Below are 19,082 nucleotides of genomic sequence, written 5' to 3' on the forward strand. Positions count from 1 at the left end.
GGAGCGCGCAATGCAGACTTGGTTCCCGCAGATCAAACCCCACGCCCGGCACGATCTGGCTGTCGATGACACCCACACGCTGTACGTCGACGAAAGTGGCTCCCCCGAAGGTTTGCCCGTTGTCTTCATCCATGGTGGCCCTGGTGCCGGTTGTGATGCCCAGAGCCGCTGCTATTTCGACCCGAACCTGTACCGCATCGTTACGTTCGACCAGCGTGGTTGCGGGCGCTCCACCCCGCGCGCCAGCCTGGAAAACAACACCACTTGGGACCTGGTCGCCGACCTAGAGCGCATCCGCGAGCACCTGGGCATCGACAAGTGGGTACTGTTCGGCGGTTCCTGGGGCTCGACCCTGGCCCTGGCCTACGCGCAAACCCATCCGGAGCGGGTGCTCGGCCTGATTGTGCGCGGCATTTTCCTGGCACGTCCGCAGGACATTCACTGGTTTTATCAGGAAGGGGCGAGCCGCCTGTTCCCTGATTACTGGCAGGACTACCTCGCGCCGATCCCGCCGGAAGAGCGCCACGACATGATCGCGGCCTACCACAAGCGCCTCACCGGCAACGATCAGATCGCCCAGATGCACGCGGCCAAGGCCTGGTCCGGCTGGGAAGGGCGCATGCTTGGCCTGTGCCCGAGCCCACAGCATGTGGAGCGGTTTTCCGAGCCGCAACGCGCCCTGTCCATCGCGCGGATCGAGTGCCACTACTTCACCAACAACTCGTTTCTGGAGCCTAACCAGCTGATCCGCGATATGCACAAGATCGCCCATCTGCCTGGCGTAATCATCCACGGGCGCTACGATATGATTTGCCCTTTGGATAACGCTTGGGCGTTGCACCAGGCGTGGCCCAACAGTGAGTTGCAGGTGATTCGCGAGGCCGGCCATGCGGCGTCCGAACCCGGCATCACCGATGCCTTGGTGCGTGCGACCAGTGAGATGGCACGGCGCTTGCTCGACCTGCCGCCTGAAGAAGCATGAAGGGTCTGCTGCAACGGGTGCGCGGCGCCCGAGTCGAGGTGGCGGGCGAAATCGTCGGCGCCATCGACCAGGGTTTGCTGGTGCTGGTGGCCGTCGAGCCTGCGGATACGCCGGAGAGTGCCGATAAGCTGTTACACAAGCTGTTGAACTATCGGGTGTTCAGTGACGACGAAGGCAAGATGAACCTGTCGTTGAAGGATATCGACGGCGGTTTGCTGCTGGTGTCGCAGTTCACCTTGGCGGCCGATACCAAGAGCGGGCTGCGGCCGAGCTTCTCCACAGCGGCCCCGCCGGCCTTGGGAGCAGCGCTTTTTGATCACTTGCTGTTACAAGCGCAACAATTGCATGGCAAGGTGGCGTCAGGGCGTTTTGGCGTCGATATGCAGGTGCATTTGGTCAATGATGGCCCTGTGACCTTCCTCTTGCAGACGTGAATGTATTAAAAACGACTTTTAATGCCTAAAAACGCAGGGTTTCGCTACAAATACTTCGTTGTCCCTGATGCGTTGTCTCGCGGGCTACTAGATAATCGCGCGCTACGGGGATCAGCGTTGTTTGGTCCATTTTTGACTTAGGTAGAGACTTGTCCGATCGCCAATGGGGAATCATTTTGCCCCAGGGGAGTCGGAACAATGCTCGCCAACCTGGCATATAGATAGCTGGCCGTTGGTTTTTTGATCTGTTTTCGGCGAGGGTTGCTCGTGATTGTTAGTCCCTGTAATGCACCAAAATTGTCTGCCAAACGGTTACGAAACGCACTGGTGACGGGCTCCGCCCTGTTTTGCCTGTTCGGCGCGGGTCAACTGTGGGCATTCAGTCTGGATGATGTGTCGGCCAAGGCAAAAGAGCTGGCCGGGCAGAAATACGAAGCTCCGCGCAGCAATCTGCCGAACGAATTCCGTGAAATGAAGTTCGCGGACTACCAGAAGATTCGTTTCCGCAACGAAAAAGCCGAGTGGGCTGATCAGAACACCCCGTTCAAGCTGTCCTTCTATCACCAGGGTATGCACTTCGATACACCGGTGAAAATCAACGAAGTCACCGCCGACAGCGTCCAGGAAATCAAGTACGACCCGACGCGCTTCGATTTTGGCGACGTGAAGTTTGATCCTAAAGCCACCGAACAGCTGGGTTATGCCGGCTTCCGTGTGCTGTACCCGATCAACAAGGCCGACAAGCAAGACGAAATCATGACCATGCTGGGCGCGAGCTACTTCCGCGTGGTCGGCAAGGGCCAGGCGTATGGCCTGTCTGCCCGTGGCATGGCGATCGACACTGCATTGCCGTCCGGGGAAGAGTTCCCGCGGTTCACCGAGTTCTGGATCGAGCGTCCAAAGCCGGGTGAGAAACAATTGGTGATCTTTGCCTTGCTGGATTCCCCGCGGGCTACTGGCGCTTATCGCCTGATCCTGCGTCCGGGCACCGACACCATTGTCGACGTGAAATCCCAGATGTTCCTGCGTGACAAGGTCAGCAAGCTGGGCGTTGCCCCGTTGACCAGCATGTACCTGTTCGGCGCGAACCAGCCTTCCAAAGTGCTGAACTACCGTCGTGAACTGCACGACTCCAGCGGTCTGTCGATCCATGCCGGCAACGGCGAGTGGATCTGGCGCCCACTGAACAACCCGAAACACCTGTCGGTCAGCAACTTCACCGTAGAGAACCCGAAAGGTTTCGGCCTGCTGCAACGCGGTCGCGACTTCAGCCACTACGAAGACCTCGACGACAACTACGACAAGCGCCCAAGCGCCTGGATCGAGCCTGAGGGCGACTGGGGCAAAGGCACCGTCAACCTGGTGGAAATCCCAACCGCCGACGAAACCAACGACAACATTGTTGCGTTCTGGAGCCCGGCCGAGCTGCCTGAAGTCGGCAAGCCACTGGATGTTTCCTACCGCCTGCACTGGACCATGGACGAAAAGTCCCTGCACCCGAGCGACAGCGCCTGGGTCAAGCAAACCCTGCGTTCTACCGGTGACGTGAAGCAATCCAACCTGATCCGCCAGCCTGACGGCAGCGTGGCCTACCTGGTGGACTTCGAGGGCCCATCCCTCAAGGCCCTGCCATCGGATGCCCCGGTGCGCAGCCAAGTGAGTGTCAGCGACAACGCCGAACTGGTTGAAAACAGTGTGCGCTACAACGAACACACGAAAGGCTGGCGCCTGACCCTGCGCATGAAGATCAAGGACGCAGGCAAGCCGACCGAAATGCGCGCTGCACTGGTGCAGGACGTTCCGCCGCCCGCTCCTGAGCAGGATTCCAGCCACGTGCTCAAGGCTGACAAGGTCCTGGCCAAGCAGCACGAGAAACAGGCCAAGAAAGACGCGAAAGACAAGGAAGCCAAGCAGCCAGAAGCTGCCCCAGCCACACCGGAGCCGATCAAGACCGAACAAGTCCTGACCGAAACCTGGAGCTACCAGTTGCCTGCCGATGAGTAATTCTCAAGTCCAGCCAGAAACTCTGCAGGAGTATCTGGCGCATCTACCGATGACCGCTGAGCAGCGCGCCGAACTGGCGGGTTGCACATCCTTCACCGAGTTGCACGAACGCTTGTCGTCGTCGACCTTCGATGCGCCGGTCGATGCCGCCCAGGCGTCGGTTGGCCGCCGATTGACCCTCAACACTGCCGAAGAGCTGCAAGACGCCGAAATGCTGGCGGTCGACGCCGCCGGTCGCGTGTGCTTGAAGGCCGCGCCGCCGATCCGTCGTACCCGCGTGGTGCCGGAGCCGTGGCGCACCAATATCCTGGTGCGCGGCTGGCGCCGTATCACCGGGCGCAGCAATCCTCCGGCGCCGCCGAAGGATGAGCGTGTATTGCCGGCAGCGCGCTGGCGTACGGTCGGTTCGATCCGTCGTTACATCCTGCTGGTGCTGATGCTCGGCCAGACCATCGTTGCCGGTTGGTACATGAAAGGCATCATGCCGTACCAGGGTTGGTCGCTGGTCGACTTCGACGAAATCCGCAACCAGACCCTGCTGCAAACTGCTACCCAGGTACTGCCTTACGCCCTGCAAACCAGCATCCTGATTATGTTCGGGATCTTGTTCTGCTGGGTGTCAGCCGGTTTCTGGACTGCGTTGATGGGCTTCCTGGAACTGCTGACCGGTCATGATAAATACCGCATCTCCGGTAAAAGTGCCGGTGACGAGCCCATTCCGAAAGATGCCCGTACCGCGTTGGTGATGCCGATCTGCAACGAAGACGTGCCTCGGGTATTCGCCGGTTTGCGTGCGACGTTCGAGTCGGTCGCCGCCACGGGTGATCTGGATCGCTTCGATTTCTTCGTGCTCAGCGACAGTAATGACGCCGACATCTGCATCGCCGAACAGCAAGCCTGGCTCGACGTGTGCCGCGAGGCCGGTGGTTTCGGCAAGATCTTCTATCGCCGTCGCCGCCGTCGCGTAAAGCGTAAGAGCGGCAACCTCGACGACTTCTGCCGTCGCTGGGGCGGTGAATACAAGTACATGGTTGTGCTCGACGCGGACAGCGTGATGAGCGGCGAATGCCTGACCAGCCTGGTACGTTTGATGGAAGCCACGCCGGATGCGGGGATCATCCAGACCGCGCCGCGTGCGTCGGGCATGGACACCCTGTATGCGCGCATGCAGCAGTTCGCTACCCGCGTGTATGGCCCGCTGTTCACCGCCGGCCTGCACTTCTGGCAACTGGGTGAATCCCACTACTGGGGTCACAACGCAATCATCCGCATGAAGCCGTTCATCGAGCACTGCGCCCTGGCGCCGTTGCCGGGCAAAGGCGCGTTCGCCGGTTCCATTCTGTCCCACGACTTCGTTGAAGCTGCGCTGATGCGCCGTGCCGGCTGGGGCGTGTGGATTGCCTACGATCTTCCGGGCAGCTACGAAGAGTTGCCGCCGAACCTGTTGGACGAACTCAAGCGTGACCGTCGTTGGTGCCACGGTAACCTGATGAACTTCCGCCTGTTTCTGGTCAAGGGCATGCACCCGGTGCACCGTGCGGTGTTCCTGACCGGCGTGATGTCTTACCTGTCGGCGCCGTTGTGGTTCCTGTTCCTGGTGCTGTCCACGGCGTTGCTGGCGGTGAATACCCTGATGGAGCCGCAGTACTTCATGGCACCACGCCAGTTGTACCCGCTGTGGCCGCAATGGCATCCGGACAAGGCGGTGGCGCTGTTCTCTACCACCATCGTGCTGCTGTTCCTGCCGAAACTGCTGAGCATCATCCTGATCTGGGCCAAGGGCGCGAAAGAGTTCGGCGGCAAGTTCAAGGTGACCTTGTCGATGCTGCTGGAGATGCTGTTCTCCATGCTGCTGGCGCCGGTGCGGATGATTTTCCACACCCGTTTCGTGCTCGCCGCGTTCCTCGGCTGGGCCGCAACCTGGAACTCGCCGCAGCGTGACGACGACTCCACCCCATGGAGCGAAGCGGTCAAGCGCCACGGTCCGCAAACCGTGCTGGGCTTCCTGTGGGCCCTGTTGGTAGTGTGGTTGAACCCGAGCTTCCTGTGGTGGTTGGTGCCGATCGTGGGTTCGCTGATGCTGTCGATCCCGGTCTCGGTGATCTCCAGCCGTGTCGGGCTGGGCCTCAAGTCCCGCGACGAGAGCCTGTTCCTGATCCCCGAGGAATACAATCCGCCGCAGGCCTTGCTGTCGACCGAGTTGTACACTCACGAAAACCGTTGGCACGCGCTGAACGACGGCTTCGTGCGTTCGGTGGTCGACCCACAGCAGAACGCCCTTGCCTGTGCCCTGGCGACGTCGCGTCACCGTGAGGCAGAGCCGATCGAGTACCTGCGTACCGAACGTGTGCGTCACGCGTTGAAAGTCGGCCCCGCTGGCCTCAACAACGGCGAACGCCTGGCCCTGCTGAGCGACCCGGTCGCCCTGGCGCGCCTGCATGAGCACGTCTGGAACGAAGGCCATGTCGAGTGGCTCGCCGCCTGGCGTGACTCGATCAAGGCTGATCCGCACGCGCCGTTGCTGCCGCTGCAACCGTTGTCGTCCCAGGCCCAACCGGCCTGATTCAGACGCCCCCGAGGGTTCTCCTCGGGGGTGTTCGAAGCGCTGGTCCTACAGCGTTTTCCCCTTCTTCCTTCCTGACGCCAAGCTCTTGTTTTTTCGAAACAAAAGACCCTTGTTCGAGGCGTATTGCCGTGCCTGTGACTGAGTTAGCATCGCCCCGGATTTGGACTTGCCACAGGGGTATTTATGAGCAAAGGCTATTGTTTGGCACTGCTGCTAAGCGCTGCCGCATTGATTCACACGGGGTTGGCGCAGGCCGGCGCGATTGACGATGCCGTTCGACGCGGCGTGCTGAAGGTCGGCACTACGCCCACCTATGTGCCCTTCGAAATGACCGACAAACAGGGCCGCATCGTCGGCTTTGAAATCGACCTGCTCAACGTCATGAGCCAAGCGTTGGGTGTGGAGCTTGAGCTGGTCGCGGTGCCTTACACCGAACTGGTAGCGGGGTTGCAGGCGAAGAAGTTCGACCTGATCGGCAGCGGTATGACCATCACCCAAGAGCGCAACCTCAAGCTGAACTTCAGCGATTCGTTCATTGTGGTCGGCCAGTCCGCGTTGCTGCACCCACGCCTGGCGGGCAAGGTGAGCAGTGTGGAAGACCTGGATGACGCCAGCTACCGGATCGCCGCTACCGAAGGCACTACCGGCGAGGCGGCCGCGCGACGGTTTCTAGGGGCGGCCCGACTCAGCAGTTTTTCAACACCGGAGGAAGGAGTACGCCAAGTGGTACAAGGCAAGGCCGATGCCTTTATTCATGACGCGCCCTACAACCTGATCGCCCTGAGTCGCGCGGAGAACGGCACCCTACTGGCGCTTGAGCAACCTTTCACGTTTGAACCCCTGGCATTTGGCTTGAAAAAAGGTGATTTCGACAGCCTCAATTGGATTAACCATTTCCTCAACCAGATTGCCCAGGACGGCACCTACGATCATCTTCACGATAAGTGGTTTAAAGACACTGCCTGGCTGGCAGAGATCGACTGAAAGTCATAACTGCTTACATATCAAACCGTTGCTTCAATCGCCCCTGCACGTGTCTACGCCTGCCCTTTGCTGTCCTGTCGTGCGGCTTTTCCGACATACGCCGATAACAAATAGCCGTGAAACCTTTGTGACAGCAGACGAGTGGGTTAGGATCGCACCCCGAAATGGTGCAGCCCGTTTGCGCGCCGACCTTATAAGAATCGTTCAGGGGACTTGATGATGAAAAAGTATCTTTCGATGCTGCTGCTAGGCGTCACCGCGCTGGTCGCGGTCAATGCGGCCCAGGCCGGCGCCATCGATGATGCGGTCAAGCGCGGCACGCTGAAAGTCGGCATGGACCCGACCTACATGCCGTTCCAGATGACCAACAAGCGCGGCGAAATCATCGGTTTCGAAGTGGACATCCTCAAGGCCATGGCCAAGTCCATGGGCGTCAAGTTCGAACCGATCTCCACCGGCTACGACGGCATCATCCCGGCGCTGCTGACCAACAAGTTCGACATGATCGGCAGCGGCATGACCCTGACCCAGGAACGCAACCTGCGCCTGAACTTCAGCGAACCCTTCATCGTGGTCGGCCAAACCCTGCTGATCCGCAAGGAGCTGGAAGGCACTATCAAGTCCTACAAAGACCTGAACGACGAGAAATACCGCCTGACCTCCAAGCTCGGCACCACCGGTGAGATGGTCGCCAAGAAGCTGATCTCCAAGGCCAAGTACCACGGCTACGACAACGAGCAGGAAGGCGTGCTGGACGTGGTCAACGGCAAGGCCGATGCCTTTGTGTATGACGCGCCTTACAACGTGGTTGCCGAGAAGAAAGTCGGTAACGGCAAGCTGGTATACCTCGAAGAACCCTTCACCTTCGAACCCCTGGCGTTCGGCCTGAAAAAAGGCGACTACGACAGCATCAACTTCATCAACAACTTCCTGCACCAGATCCGTAACGACGGCACCTACGATCGCATCCATGACAAGTGGTTCAAGAGCTCCGAGTGGCTCAAGGACATGGAATAAGCGCTGATCCAGAACCTGTAGGAGCGAGCTTGCTCGCGAATATCGCCAACGATGACGCGGGAAACCTGACATCCCGTGGCGCTCTCAGGTTTTTCGCGAGCAAGCTCGCTCCTACAAGTGCGACACACTCCGAGAGTTGAAATGAAACAGAAAAAAGCCCAATGGCCCTGGCACCTGCTGACTGTGGTCGTGCTGGTCGGCCTGGCTGGCGCCTTGTACTACGCCACCTCGTTGATGTCCTACGAGTGGCGCTGGAACCGCGTTCCGCAGTACTTCGCCTACCAGGCTGAAACTTCCCAGCGCGCCGCTGATATCTCCACCGTTGTCGAGTTGGTACGCAAAGGCGATGTCGCCGAAGTGACCCTGCGCAACGACGCAGGCGCCGAGCAGAAGCTGACCGTTGCCGACAACAGCCTGCAAGTGGCGCGTGGCGACGATGTGGCCGAAGGCGACGTGGTGGGCGTGACCCGCCATTGGGCGCTGGGCCCGCTGATGTGGGGGTTGTGGACCACGTTGTGGCTGTCGGTGGTATCGGGCATCCTGGGCCTGGCAATCGGTTTGGCGACCGGCTTGTGCCGGTTGTCCAGCAACCCGACCTTGCGAGATCTGTCGACGATCTACGTCGAGCTGGTGCGCGGTACGCCGCTATTGGTGCAAATCTTCATTTTCTATTTCTTTATCGGCACGGTGCTCAACCTGTCCCGGGAATTTGCCGGGATCGCCGCACTGTCGCTGTTTACCGGCGCCTATGTAGCGGAAATCGTGCGCGCTGGTGTGCAGTCCATCACCCGCGGCCAGAATGAAGCCGCGCGGTCCTTGGGCCTGAGCGCGAGCCAGTCGATGCGCCATGTGGTACTGCCGCAAGCGTTCAAGCGCGTGTTGCCACCATTGGCCGGGCAATTTATCAGCCTGGTAAAAGACACTTCGCTGGTCTCGGTGATTGCGATTACCGAACTGCTCAAAAGCGGCCGCGAAGTGATCACCACCTCGTTCTCGCCGTTTGAAATTCTGTTCTGCGTCGCAGGCCTGTACCTGCTGATCAACCTGCCGCTGTCGAAAATGGCCAGCCGGCTTGAGCGGAGGCTCGCGCAAAGTGATTGAAGTCCGCGATCTGGTAAAAGTCTTCGATACCCGTGGCCATGTGGTCCGTGCGGTCGACAACGTGACCACCCAGGTGGCCAAAGGCGAAGTGCTGGTGGTGATTGGCCCGTCCGGCTCCGGCAAGTCCACCTTCCTGCGCTGCCTCAATGGCCTGGAAGAATTCGACTCGGGTTCGGTGAGCATCGACGGCCTGCAACTGGCTGATCCAAAAACCGACGTGAACGCCTATCGCCGCGAAGTCGGTATGGTGTTCCAGCATTTCAACCTGTTCCCCCACATGACGGTGCTGGAAAACCTGTGCCTGGCGCAAAAAGTCGTGCGCAAGCGCAGCAAGAAGGAACGCGAGGCCAAGGCCCTGGCATTGCTGGAAAAGGTCGGAATCGCGCAGAAGGCCAACGAGTTTCCATCACGCTTGTCCGGTGGGCAGCAGCAGCGCGTCGCGATTGCCCGGGCTCTGGCGATGGACCCCAAGGTCATGCTGTTCGACGAGCCGACCTCGGCGCTGGACCCGGAAATGGTCGGCGAAGTGCTGGACGTGATGAAGACCCTGGCCCTGGAAGGCATGACCATGGTCTGCGTCACCCACGAAATGGGCTTTGCCCGTGAAGTGGCTGACCGGGTGCTGTTCTTCGACCATGGCAAACTGTTGGAAGACGCTGCCCCGGCCGCGTTCTTCGATGCGCCGAAGGACCCACGGGCCCAGGCCTTCCTGCGTCAGGTCCTATAGCCTGTTCCTGTGCGGGCTTGAGGCGGACGCTGGCATTGACCAGCAGAGAAAACATGGTGGCCTCCGAATCTGAAGAAGCGTTTCGCAACTAAGGAAACGCTAATTCGATTCGGCACACTGCTGGGCTGATAACTACGTAGGACGTTTCATAAAGTGTGGCTCAGATCCGGAAGCGCCCCACCAGCGTTTGCAGATAAATCCCCAGGCGGGCCAGTTCTGCACTGGACGCGGCGGTTTCTTCACTGGCTGACGAGGTCTGCTCCGACACATCACGCACGTTCAACACGCTGCGGTTGATCTCTTCAGCCACCGCGCTTTGCTGCTCGGCGGCGGTGGCGATCTGCGAGTTCATCGCCTGGATGGTCGAGACCGTGCGGGTGATGCTCGCCAGGGCGCTGCCGGCACGACGGGTCAGTTCGACGCTGCTGTCGGTCAGGCCGCGGCTGTTGTCCATGATGGTCGCTACTTGCTGGGTGCCGCTTTGCAGGCCGACGATCAGCTCTTCGATCTCTTCGGTGGACTTCTGCGTGCGCTGGGCCAGGCTACGCACCTCGTCCGCCACCACGGCGAAGCCACGCCCGGCTTCCCCGGCGCGCGCAGCTTCAATCGCGGCGTTGAGGGCCAGCAGGTTGGTTTGCTGGGCGACGGACTTGATCACATCGAGCACGCTGCCGATCTTGTCGCTTTCGCGCTTCAGGTCGCCCATGGCGACCGTGGAGTTACCCACCTCGGTGGCCAGGCGTTCGATCTGGGCTATGGCTTCGCCGACGACCTTGTCGCCTTCTCGGGCCTGTTGGTCAGCCGCTACGGCGGCTTCAGAGGCTTCCTCGGCGTTGCGCGCGACTTCCTGCACAGTGGCGGCCATTTCGTTCATGGCGGTGGCGACCTGGTCGGTCTCGACCTTCTGGCTATTGACCCCGGCGCTGGTCTGTTCGGTCACGGCCGACAATTGCTCGGCAGCGCTGGCGATCTGAGTGACGCCGTCGCTGATACCGCCTATCAGCTCGCGCAGGCCGACGGTCATGCTTTGCATGGCCCGTTGCAGTTGGCCCAGTTCGTCCTGGCGTGTGGAGGTCAGGTTGTGGCTCAGGTCGCCGGAGGCGACGCGCTCCGCCACCTTGAGAGTCTGGTTCAGCGGGATGACGATCTGGCGCGTGATCGCCCAGGCGGCCACCAAGCCGAAGATCAGCGCCAGCACGGTCGCCAGCAGCAAGAGTTGTTTGGCCTGCGCGGCGTCGGTATCGCGCACCACCGTTTGCGAGGTGGTGAGTTTTTCGCTGTGAGCTAGCAGGATGTCGCCCTGGGCGCTCATGACTTTCAGCGCCTCGGCGGCAGCGGTCTGGGAGTCACGGTACTGGCTGACGGCCGCGCGGTAGGCTTGCAACGAGGTGCTGGCCTCCTGCAGATTGGCCTGGTACTGCGCGGGCAGTTGGCCTTCCAGCTCGGTGATTTTCTTCACCGCGTTATCAATGGCGTCGAGGGCCGGTTGTTCAGCCTCGACTTTGGCGCTGTAGGTATAGCCGCGCACTTGGAAGCGCGCTTGCTGAATCAGTTTGCTCAGGTCGACCACGCTGTTGAACTGCGTGACGCTGTCACCTTGCAGCAGGCTTTTCTCGACCTCGCTGACCTTCGCCACGGCGTTGTCGGCGGTGTCGCCCAGTTTGCTGCGCGCACCTTCGCGTTTGAGCCCGGCCTGGACCATGGCGGCAAAGGCCTTTTTGTATTGGTTCAAGGCGTCTTGTTGCTGTTCCACAAGGGCTTTGTCGCCGGGTTGCTCGATCAGGTCGGCGGCGGTTTTGAGGCCACTGTCCAGCTTGGCGATCAGGCTATTGACCGCGTCGGTGCCTTGTTCGCCGCGCCGCATTTCGAAGTCCAGGCGCGCCAGGCGCAAGTCCTTGGTCAGGCCGTTGAGGCTGGAGATATAGCCCAGTTTGTCACCGCGACTGATCACGTCGCCTAGGCCGGTCCAGCCGGTGAAGGTGATCATCAACGTGAGCAGCAATACCAGGCCGAAGCCCACGCCGAGTTTGGTTTTGACGCTGACATTCCCCAGCTTTTCGGCTAACCAACGATACATGCTGCGAACTCCCCTGGAACAAGGCTTGGACTTATTAAGAGCTTATCGGCAGCGTAGGTGAGTTCTGTAGCAACAAGGTCGAATGTCGGAGAGGGTTTGTGTGGTGAGCGGGCTTGACCCGCGCTGGGTGGCGGAGCCGCCCTAAACCCAGGCATCTCTGTCTTGCTGATACACTGCGGCGTCCTTGTTGGGGCCGCTGCGCAGCCCAGCGCGGGGCAAGCCCGCTCACCACAAAAAGCCCATCCATCCGGAGTAAGCGGGGTTAGAACAAGCGGGCGAGCAGGGCGGTGACGGCGGTTTCGACGCGCAGGATGCGGGCGCCGAGTTGTACCGGCTGCAACCCGGCCTTGGCCAGCAGGTCCACTTCGTAGGGAATCCAGCCGCCCTCGGGACCAATCGCCAGGGTCACTGGCTCGTCGAGGCCGCGGGGGCAGTCTGGATAGTCGCCAGGATGACCGGCCAGGCCCAGGGTGCCTTCAACCAGTGCCGGCAGGCGGTCTTCGACGAACGGCTTGAAGCGTTTTTCGATGATGATCTCGGGCAGCACCGTGTCCCGCGCCTGTTCCAGGCCGAGGATCAATTGCTCGCGAATCGCTTCGGGCTCCAGGAACGGGGTTTGCCAGAAGCTCTTTTCGACGCGGTAGCTGTTGAGCAGCACCACCTTGGGCACGCCCATGGCGGCGACGGTCTGCAACACTCGACGCAGCATCTTCGGGCGTGGCAGGGCCAGCAGCAGGGTCAGTGGCAGCTTGGCCGGTGGCGGCTGGTCGAAGCTGACTTGCAGCTCGGCTTCGGTGGCTTCCAGGCGCAGCAGTTGCGCATTGCCCATCAGTCCACCGATGCGGCCAACACGCAGGCTGTCGCCGACGGCGGCGCGGTGGACTTCCTGCATGTGCACCAGGCGTCGATCACGCAGCACCACACGGTCGGCCGCGATGAAGTCGGCCTCTTCAAGGAGCAGCAGGTTCACGGCTGGGTCGCTGGCGGCTGGTCGTCGTCGGGCTGGTCATCCGGGTGTTCGCCGCGCTTGCTGATCAAACCGCTGAATAGGATGCCGATTTCGAACAGCATCCACATGGGCACGGCCAGCAGGGTCTGGGAGAAGATGTCCGGTGGCGTAAGGATCATGCCGACCACGAAGCAGCCGATGATCACGTACGGGCGGATCTTCTTCAGGTACGCCACGTTGACCACGCCGATCCATACCAGCAGCACCACGGCCACCGGGATTTCGAAGGCCACGCCGAAGGCGAAGAACAGCGTCATCACAAAGTCGAGGTAGCTGGTGATGTCGGTCATCATTTCCACGCCGGCCGGGGTGGCGGCGGCGAAGAATTTGAAGATCAGCGGGAACACCAGGAAGTAAGCGAATGCCATGCCGGTGTAGAACAGCAGGATGCTCGACACCAGCAGCGGCACGGCGATGCGCTTCTCATGCTTGTACAGGCCCGGCGCGATAAAGCCCCAGATCTGGTGCAGGATCACCGGGATCGCCAGGAACAGCGAGACCATCATGGTCAGCTTCAACGGCGTGAGGAACGGCGACGACACGTCGGTGGCGATCATCGTCGCACCGGCCGGCAGGTACTGGCGCAGCGGCGTGGAGACGAAGGTGTAGATCTGCTGGGTAAAGGCGAACAACCCGGCAAAGATGATGAAGATGGCCGCTACGCAACGCAGCAGGCGGGTACGCAGCTCGGTGAGGTGCGAGACCAGCGGCATATGCTGGTCGTTTTCCGGTTTATCAGCGCTCATGGGGCTCGCGGCGGCAATGTAGGGTCATGGGGCGCGGGCGACGCGGTGGGCGTCGGCGCAGGCTCGGTGGGCGCGATCGGTGCCACGGGGGCGGCTTCGGCAACAGGCGCGATGCTGTTTTGGGCCACAGGCTCCGCCGGTTTGGCGGGCTCCTGCACCGGTGACAGAATCTTGCGGGCTTCCTGTTCCAACGAAAGGATGTGCTCGTTGTGCAGTTGCCGACGGATCTCGTCGGCGCCGATTTCCCGTTCAACTTCCTGTTTGATGGCGTTGAAACTGCGTTTCAGGCGCCCGATCCACAGGCCGGCCGTACGTGCTGCACCGGGCAGGCGTTCCGGCCCCAGTACCAGCAAGGCTACGAGGCCGACGAGCAGCAGTTCAGAGAAGCTGATACCAAACATTAGTCAGTGCTCACGAGTCTTTGCGGGTCGGCTCTTCGACTTTCTCAGCCTGAACGTCGAACGTACGGCGCTCGGTGATCGGCTGGGTGGCCTGCGGGTGCACAGGCTGCGCCGGAGGCACCGGATTTACAGCCGGGTCGGCCGGTTTCTCGTCGTCGTTCATGGCTTTACGGAAGCCCTTGATCGATTCGCCCACGTCGGTGCCCAAATTCTTGAGTTTCTTGGTGCCGAACACCAGTACCACCACCACCAGAATGACGATCCAGTGTTTCCAGTCAAAAATGCCCATGCTGCAAATCCTCTAGTCTTGGTTATTCAGGCCGACGGGCGCGAGGCTTTCTCGGCATGCCCGGACAAGCCGAAGCGTCGGTCCAGTTCATCCAGCACAGCCTGCGGATGCTGCCCCAGTTGGGCGAGCATGACCAGGCTATGGAACCACAAGTCAGCGGTCTCGTAGATTACATCGCTGTAATCACCGCTGATTTGCGCGTCCTTGGCCGCAATGATGGTCTCGACGGATTCTTCGCCGAGTTTCTCCAGGATCTTGTTCAAACCCTTGTGGTACAGACTGGCGACGTAGGAACTGTCGGCATCCGCGCCTTTGCGGTCTTCCAGCACCTGGGCCACGCGGTTCAGGGTATCGCTCATGTCTAGTGTCCTGCCGAGTAGATGGCGTGCGGGTCTTTGAGCACCGGCTCGACAACTTTCCATTCGCCGTTCTCGAACACGCGATAGAAGCAGCTGTGACGGCCGGTGTGGCAGGCGATGTCGCCGATCTGCTCGACCTTGAGGATCACCACGTCGGCGTCGCAGTCGATGCGCATCTCGTGCAGGGTCTGCACGTGCCCGGACTCTTCGCCCTTGCGCCACAGTTTGCCACGCGAGCGTGACCAATAGATGGCGCGCTGCTCAGTGGCGGTGAGGCTCAGGGCCTCGCGGTTCATCCAGGCCATCATCAGCACGCGCCCGGTCTTGTAGTCCTGGGCAATGGCCGGCACCAGGCCGTCACTGTCCCATTTGATCTCGTCCAGCCAGTCTTTCATGTTCGGCTCCGGCAATTTGCGACAGTGTATAACCGGATTGGCTATCGACGCACGATCAGATAAACACCCACCGCGACCATGATGCCAGCCGGCCAGTGGCCCAGTTGGTTCAGCGGGCCACCGATGGCCAGCATCACCCCGCCGACCAGGTGCGCAGCACCCAGCAGGCGCAGGAACCAGTCGTCCTTGCGCTGCTTCCAGGGCGGCGCCGGGTCCTTGGCGTGGGGCTGGGACATGCGCTCCAGCAGGTCGCGGGTCATGTTGGCCAGGTGCGGCAGTTGTTCCATCTGGCTATGCAGGTTGCCCAGCACGGTTTTCGGGCTCATGCGTTCGCGCATCCAGCGTTCGAGGAACGGCTGGGCGGTGTTCCACAGGTCCAGGTCCGGGTACAGCTGGCGGCCCAGTCCTTCGATGTTCAACAGGGTTTTTTGCAGCAATACCAGCTGTGGCTGCACTTCCATGTTGAAGCGTCGCGCGGTCTGGAACAGGCGCATCAGCACCTGGCCGAAGGAAATATCTTTTAACGGTTTTTCAAAGATCGGCTCGCACACGGTACGGATCGCCGCTTCGAATTCGTTGAGCTTGGTTTCCGCCGGCACCCAGCCTGAATCAATGTGCAACTGCGCCACACGGCGATAGTCGCGCTTGAAGAAGGCGAACAAGTTGCGGGCCAGGTAGTCTTGGTCTTCGGGGGTCAGGCTGCCGACGATGCCGCAGTCGATCGCAATGTACTGCGGGCTCCACGGGTTCACGGTGCTGACAAAGATGTTACCGGGGTGCATGTCGGCGTGGAAGAAACTGTCGCGGAACACCTGGGTGAAGAAAATCTCCACGCCTCGCTCGGCGAGCATCTTCATGTCGGTGCGCTGGTCGGCCAGGGTCGCGAGGTCGGTGACCTGCACGCCGTAGATGCGCTCCATCACCAGCACTTTGGGGCGGCACCAGTCCCAGTAAACTTGGGGTACGTACAGCAGCGGCGAGCCTTCAAAGTTGCGCTTGAGCTGGCTGGCGTTGGCGGCTTCGCGCAGCAGGTCGAGTTCGTCGTAGATGGTCTTTTCGTAGTCGGCGACCACGTCTACCGGGTGCAGCAGCCGCGCATCGGCCGAGAAACGCTCGGCGGCGCGGGCGAGGATGAACAGCCACGCCAGGTCCTGGCCGATGATCGGCTTGAGACCCGGGCGAATCACCTTCACCACCACTTCTTCGCCGGTCTTGAGTTGCGCCGCGTGGACCTGGGCCACAGAGGCCGACGCGAGAGGCGCGACGTCGAAGCGGCTGAAGACTTCGCTGATTTTCTTGCCCAGTTGCTCTTCGATCAACGCCATTGACTGCTGCGAATCGAACGGCGGCACGCGGTCCTGCAGCAGCATCAGCTCGTCGGCGATGTCTTCAGGCAGCAAGTCGCGGCGGGTCGAGAGGATCTGCCCGAACTTGATGAAAATTGGCCCCAGATCCTGCAACGCCAGGCGCAGGCGCGCGCCACGGCTCAGCTCCAGCTTCTTGCGCGGCAACCAGCGCCACGGCAGCACATAGCGCACTGCCAGCAGGAACCACGGCAGGGGCAGGGCGAACAGCAGGTCATCGAGTTGGTAGCGGATTACGACGCGCTGGATACGAAACAAACGGCGGACGGCGAGCAGCTTCATGCGTTATCGCTTGGATCAAGGGAACGGCTTAGGCGCTCGAAGCGGGCCTCTAGGCGTTCCAGGTCGATTTTGGCCTTGTCGAGTTCACGAAAGCGCGCTTGCGCCTCACGTTCTCCGACCAGGGTGCGCGATTCTTCGCTCAGGTATTCGGCGAGGTTCTGGTTGAGGCTGGCAAACCCCTGCTGGTACCAGCGCGAACGGCTGCGCAGGTGCCCGCTGATCAACTGGGTGGCGACGGGGCCGATCCAGCGTGACAGCTCGTATTCCCAGTCCAGTTCCAGGTCCTGCAGCACGGCAGCCAGGTCCATCAGCACCGAGCTGTCGCCTTCCAGCTCCACTTCGGCGCTGTGCAGGATGGCGGTCTTGTTGCGGCTCAAGGCCAGGTGCAACAGGCTCGACGCCGGCGCACGCAGGGTGCAATCGGCGTCGGCGGCCCATTGGGCCGCGAGCATCAGGCCTTCATCGCTGGGCAGGATAAACAGCTGCAAGGCTGGGCTGCGGCAGTCGACGGCAATCACCTTGCCGTTGAGGTGCGCAAGCCGCGCCAGGGCGGTGCTGTCCAGGCGCAGCACACGGTTGAGGCCGTGTTCAACGCTGGCGAGAAGGCTGGCGAGCAGCATCAGGGCTTGATGCCGCGGTGCAGGGCGACGATACCCGAGGTCATGTTGTGGTAGGTCACGCGGTCGAAACCGGCTTCTACCATCATCGACTTCAGCGTTTCCTGGTCGGGGTGCATGCGAATCGATTCGGCCAGGTAGCGATAGCTGTCCGGGTCGTTGAGCACCAGTTTCCCTACCAGTGGCATAAAGGCAAACGAGTACGTGTCGTAGACCTTGGACATCACCGCGTTGGTCGGCTTGGAGAACTCCAGCACCAACAGGCGACCACCCGGCTTGAGCACGCGCAGCATCGAGCGGATCGCGTCTTCCTTGTGGGTGACGTTGCGCAAGCCGAAGGCGATCGTCACGCAGTCGAAATGGTTGTCCGGGAACGGCAGCTTTTCGGCGTCGGCCTGGACGAACTCGATATTGCCGGCCACGCCTTTATCCAGCAGGCGATCGCGACCGACCTTGAGCATCGAACTGTTGATGTCGGCCAATACGACTTGGCCAGTCGGGCCAACCAGCTTGGAAAACTTGGCCGCCAGGTCACCTGTGCCGCCGGCGATGTCCAGCACACGGTTGCCAGGGCGAACACCCGACAACTCGATGGTGAAGCGCTTCCACAGGCGGTGCATACCGCCCGACAGCACATCGTTCATCAGGTCGTACTTGGCCGCCACGGAGTGGAACACCTCAGCGACTTTTTCCGCTTTCTGGCTTTCCGGGACGTTCTTGAAGCCGAAGTGAGTGGTGGGTTCGGCATCGCTGCCTTTGCGCTGATCAGTCATATCGCTGTCACCAAAAGAGAATGCGGGACATGATAATCCCCAAGGCCTGCTTTGTCTTGGCAAGGCTGCAGGTAAGATGGGTGGTCACCGAGACCTTTTGCCGCATCGAAGGTATTCACGTCCCTATAAAGAGGAGTCATTGCAATGGCCCGTATAACCGTTGAGCGCGCACATTCCCTGGGTAAAGAAGGCGCGCGGGCAAAGGCCGACAAGTTGGCGCTCAAACTCAAAGAGCAATATGGCCTGGAGCCGTCATGGTCCGGCGATACCTTGAACCTCAAGCGTTCGGGGGTTAAGGGCGCGGTATTAGTCACTGAAGATTCGTTGCGCATCGATGTGGAACTGGGCCTGTTGATGTCGGCCATGAGTGGCACCATCAAGTCCGAAATCGAAAAAGCCCTGGATAAAGCCTTGGTGTGATCCGTCTGTTCTTAGGGTGCCGATTCTAATTTTACAGCCTACTTTGTGCCCAAGCCCTCAACTCCTGTGGGCCGTTCCTCCACCCTATTCTGCGTGAGGTGCACCATGGCCAAAGTTATCCTGAAGAAAAAAATCGACGCCCAGACCACTCCCCTGAGCGAGGTTAAATCCTACGCCCGCAAGATCTGGCTGGCAGGACTTGGTGCTTATGCCAAGGTCGGAAGCGAGGGCGGCGAGTACTTCAAAGAGCTGGTTAAGACCGGTCAACATGTTGAAAGTAAAGGTAAAAAAGTTGCAGTTGAACAACTTGAAGCCGCCAACAGTCAGATTGACCAAGTAAAGAGTAATGTCTCCGCCGTCAAAGGTCTGGTAGAAGTTCAGCTTGATAAAGTTGAAAAAGCTTTTGACACTCGTGTTGCCAGTGCCTTGAATCGAATCGGCATTGCGTCTAAACATGACGTTGAGACACTCTCTGCTAAGCTCGAAGAGCTGACGACATTGCTAGAACGTGTCGCGCGTAAACACTAAGGAGACA

The 19,082-nt window shown here is 60.5% G+C and carries 20 protein-coding genes and 2 pseudogenes; 11 read left to right on the top strand and 11 right to left on the bottom strand.

All coding sequences use genetic code 11. From position 1 onward, the window contains the following. Nucleotides 1-10 precede the first annotated feature (10 nt). From pip to RB216_RS01790, 9 genes and pseudogenes are all read left to right on the top strand, one after another. A complete protein-coding gene (gene pip, locus RB216_RS01750) occupies nt 11-982 on the top strand; it encodes a prolyl aminopeptidase (RefSeq protein WP_028615394.1) in 972 nt (323 codons plus the stop codon). Next, nucleotides 979-1,416 (top strand): D-aminoacyl-tRNA deacylase, encoded by a 438-nt coding sequence (gene dtd / locus RB216_RS01755; protein WP_308908247.1) that lies wholly within the window; start codon nt 979-981, stop codon nt 1,414-1,416. The genes pip and dtd overlap by 4 nt, the downstream gene beginning before the upstream one ends. A 267-nt stretch (nt 1,417-1,683) precedes the next feature. Further along, nucleotides 1,684-3,420, top strand: a complete 1,737-nt coding sequence (locus tag RB216_RS01760; protein WP_028615395.1) for a glucan biosynthesis protein G — start codon at nt 1,684-1,686, stop codon at nt 3,418-3,420. Then, nucleotides 3,413-5,983 (top strand): glucans biosynthesis glucosyltransferase MdoH, encoded by a 2,571-nt coding sequence (gene mdoH / locus RB216_RS01765; protein ID WP_308908248.1) that lies wholly within the window; start codon nt 3,413-3,415, stop codon nt 5,981-5,983. Before RB216_RS01760 ends, mdoH begins: the two co-directional genes overlap by 8 nt. A gap of 186 nt (nt 5,984-6,169) precedes the next feature. Continuing rightward, on the top strand, nt 6,170-6,970 hold the full coding sequence (locus RB216_RS01770) for a transporter substrate-binding domain-containing protein (protein ID WP_028615397.1): 801 nt from the start codon (nt 6,170-6,172) through the stop codon (nt 6,968-6,970). Nucleotides 6,971-7,189: 219 nt separating this feature from the next. Then, nucleotides 7,190-7,987: a transporter substrate-binding domain-containing protein gene (locus tag RB216_RS01775; RefSeq protein WP_025999974.1), complete on the top strand. Its 798-nt coding sequence runs from the start codon at nt 7,190-7,192 to the stop codon at nt 7,985-7,987. Then, nucleotides 7,984-8,103: pseudogene (locus tag RB216_RS01780) on the top strand (outer membrane lipoprotein carrier protein LolA); the annotation flags it as partial. The gene RB216_RS01775 and the pseudogene RB216_RS01780, both read left to right, overlap by 4 nt. A 25-nt stretch (nt 8,104-8,128) precedes the next feature. Further along, on the top strand, nt 8,129-9,088 hold the full coding sequence (locus tag RB216_RS01785) for an amino acid ABC transporter permease (protein WP_028615398.1): 960 nt from the start codon (nt 8,129-8,131) through the stop codon (nt 9,086-9,088). Then, nucleotides 9,081-9,815 carry an amino acid ABC transporter ATP-binding protein gene (locus RB216_RS01790; protein WP_028615399.1) on the top strand — a complete coding sequence of 245 codons (735 nt, stop codon included), beginning with the start codon at nt 9,081-9,083 and terminating at the stop codon, nt 9,813-9,815. Before RB216_RS01785 ends, RB216_RS01790 begins: the two co-directional genes overlap by 8 nt. 160 nt (nt 9,816-9,975) lie before the next feature. Here the strand turns inward: RB216_RS01790 and RB216_RS29745 are convergent, their stop codons facing one another. From RB216_RS29745 to ubiE, 11 genes and pseudogenes are all read right to left on the bottom strand, one after another. Next, nucleotides 9,976-10,848: a methyl-accepting chemotaxis protein gene (locus tag RB216_RS29745; protein ID WP_371317946.1), complete on the bottom strand. Its 873-nt coding sequence runs from the start codon at nt 10,846-10,848 to the stop codon at nt 9,976-9,978. Continuing rightward, nucleotides 10,834-11,892: pseudogene (locus tag RB216_RS29750) on the bottom strand (methyl-accepting chemotaxis protein); the annotation flags it as partial. The gene RB216_RS29745 and the pseudogene RB216_RS29750, both read right to left, overlap by 15 nt. Nucleotides 11,893-12,154: 262 nt before the next feature. After that, nucleotides 12,155-12,862: a 16S rRNA (uracil(1498)-N(3))-methyltransferase gene (locus tag RB216_RS01800; protein WP_308908249.1), complete on the bottom strand. Its 708-nt coding sequence runs from the start codon at nt 12,860-12,862 to the stop codon at nt 12,155-12,157. Continuing rightward, nucleotides 12,859-13,647 (bottom strand): twin-arginine translocase subunit TatC, encoded by a 789-nt coding sequence (tatC, locus tag RB216_RS01805; RefSeq protein WP_010213805.1) that lies wholly within the window; start codon nt 13,645-13,647, stop codon nt 12,859-12,861. Before tatC ends, RB216_RS01800 begins: the two co-directional genes overlap by 4 nt. Next, nucleotides 13,644-14,048 (bottom strand): Sec-independent protein translocase protein TatB, encoded by a 405-nt coding sequence (gene tatB, locus RB216_RS01810; protein WP_028615402.1) that lies wholly within the window; start codon nt 14,046-14,048, stop codon nt 13,644-13,646. The genes tatC and tatB overlap by 4 nt, the downstream gene beginning before the upstream one ends. 10 nt (nt 14,049-14,058) lie before the next feature. Further along, nucleotides 14,059-14,337, bottom strand: coding sequence for a twin-arginine translocase TatA/TatE family subunit (locus tag RB216_RS01815; protein WP_016979166.1), 279 nt, complete (start codon nt 14,335-14,337; stop codon nt 14,059-14,061). A gap of 26 nt (nt 14,338-14,363) precedes the next feature. Beyond that, on the bottom strand, nt 14,364-14,696 hold the full coding sequence (locus RB216_RS01820) for a phosphoribosyl-ATP diphosphatase (protein ID WP_003187881.1): 333 nt from the start codon (nt 14,694-14,696) through the stop codon (nt 14,364-14,366). Nucleotides 14,697-14,698: 2 nt separating this feature from the next. Beyond that, complete coding sequence (gene hisI / locus RB216_RS01825) at nt 14,699-15,091, bottom strand: phosphoribosyl-AMP cyclohydrolase (RefSeq protein WP_012721796.1); 393 nt, start codon at nt 15,089-15,091, stop codon at nt 14,699-14,701. Nucleotides 15,092-15,132: 41 nt separating this feature from the next. Next, nucleotides 15,133-16,737 carry a ubiquinone biosynthesis regulatory protein kinase UbiB gene (ubiB, locus tag RB216_RS01830; RefSeq protein WP_028615403.1) on the bottom strand — a complete coding sequence of 535 codons (1,605 nt, stop codon included), beginning with the start codon at nt 16,735-16,737 and terminating at the stop codon, nt 15,133-15,135. Then, the gene (locus RB216_RS01835) at nt 16,734-17,357 is read right to left on the bottom strand and encodes a ubiquinone biosynthesis accessory factor UbiJ (protein WP_028615404.1); all 624 of its coding nucleotides are present in this window, start codon (nt 17,355-17,357) and stop codon (nt 16,734-16,736) included. Before RB216_RS01835 ends, ubiB begins: the two co-directional genes overlap by 4 nt. Continuing rightward, on the bottom strand, nt 17,357-18,127 hold the full coding sequence (ubiE, locus tag RB216_RS01840; RefSeq protein WP_016972732.1) for a bifunctional demethylmenaquinone methyltransferase/2-methoxy-6-polyprenyl-1,4-benzoquinol methylase UbiE: 771 nt from the start codon (nt 18,125-18,127) through the stop codon (nt 17,357-17,359). Before ubiE ends, RB216_RS01835 begins: the two co-directional genes overlap by 1 nt. A 144-nt stretch (nt 18,128-18,271) precedes the next feature. On the opposite strand from ubiE, the gene RB216_RS01845 reads away from it, so the two are divergent. Further along, on the top strand, nt 18,272-18,547 hold the full coding sequence (locus tag RB216_RS01845; protein ID WP_028615405.1) for a polyhydroxyalkanoic acid system family protein: 276 nt from the start codon (nt 18,272-18,274) through the stop codon (nt 18,545-18,547). 105 nt (nt 18,548-18,652) lie between these two features. Next, nucleotides 18,653-19,075, top strand: a complete 423-nt coding sequence (locus RB216_RS01850; protein ID WP_236317534.1) for a phasin family protein — start codon at nt 18,653-18,655, stop codon at nt 19,073-19,075. The last annotated feature ends 7 nt before the right edge of the window (nt 19,076-19,082 follow it).

The organism is Pseudomonas canadensis (assembly GCF_030980095.1).
Classification (GTDB): domain Bacteria; phylum Pseudomonadota; class Gammaproteobacteria; order Pseudomonadales; family Pseudomonadaceae; genus Aquipseudomonas; species Aquipseudomonas canadensis.

Excerpts from the sequence above, each read along its gene's own strand:
- pip (WP_028615394.1), top strand. The coding sequence starts at position 11 with ATGCAGACTTGGTTCCCGCAGATCAAACCCCACGCCCGGCACGATCTG.
- dtd (WP_308908247.1), top strand. The coding sequence starts at position 979 with ATGAAGGGTCTGCTGCAACGGGTGCGCGGCGCCCGAGTCGAGGTGGCG.
- mdoH (WP_308908248.1), top strand. The coding sequence starts at position 3,413 with ATGAGTAATTCTCAAGTCCAGCCAGAAACTCTGCAGGAGTATCTGGCG.
- RB216_RS01770 (WP_028615397.1), top strand. The coding sequence starts at position 6,170 with ATGAGCAAAGGCTATTGTTTGGCACTGCTGCTAAGCGCTGCCGCATTG.
- RB216_RS01775 (WP_025999974.1), top strand. The coding sequence starts at position 7,190 with ATGAAAAAGTATCTTTCGATGCTGCTGCTAGGCGTCACCGCGCTGGTC.
- RB216_RS01785 (WP_028615398.1), top strand. The coding sequence starts at position 8,129 with ATGAAACAGAAAAAAGCCCAATGGCCCTGGCACCTGCTGACTGTGGTC.
- RB216_RS29745 (WP_371317946.1), bottom strand. The coding sequence starts at position 10,848 with ATGCAAAGCATGACCGTCGGCCTGCGCGAGCTGATAGGCGGTATCAGC.
- tatC (WP_010213805.1), bottom strand. The coding sequence starts at position 13,647 with ATGAGCGCTGATAAACCGGAAAACGACCAGCATATGCCGCTGGTCTCG.
- tatB (WP_028615402.1), bottom strand. The coding sequence starts at position 14,048 with ATGTTTGGTATCAGCTTCTCTGAACTGCTGCTCGTCGGCCTCGTAGCC.
- RB216_RS01815 (WP_016979166.1), bottom strand. The coding sequence starts at position 14,337 with ATGGGCATTTTTGACTGGAAACACTGGATCGTCATTCTGGTGGTGGTG.
- RB216_RS01820 (WP_003187881.1), bottom strand. The coding sequence starts at position 14,696 with ATGAGCGATACCCTGAACCGCGTGGCCCAGGTGCTGGAAGACCGCAAA.
- hisI (WP_012721796.1), bottom strand. The coding sequence starts at position 15,091 with ATGAAAGACTGGCTGGACGAGATCAAATGGGACAGTGACGGCCTGGTG.
- ubiB (WP_028615403.1), bottom strand. The coding sequence starts at position 16,737 with ATGAAGCTGCTCGCCGTCCGCCGTTTGTTTCGTATCCAGCGCGTCGTA.
- RB216_RS01835 (WP_028615404.1), bottom strand. The coding sequence starts at position 17,357 with ATGCTGCTCGCCAGCCTTCTCGCCAGCGTTGAACACGGCCTCAACCGT.
- ubiE (WP_016972732.1), bottom strand. The coding sequence starts at position 18,127 with ATGACTGATCAGCGCAAAGGCAGCGATGCCGAACCCACCACTCACTTC.
- RB216_RS01845 (WP_028615405.1), top strand. The coding sequence starts at position 18,272 with ATGGCCCGTATAACCGTTGAGCGCGCACATTCCCTGGGTAAAGAAGGC.
- RB216_RS01850 (WP_236317534.1), top strand. The coding sequence starts at position 18,653 with ATGGCCAAAGTTATCCTGAAGAAAAAAATCGACGCCCAGACCACTCCC.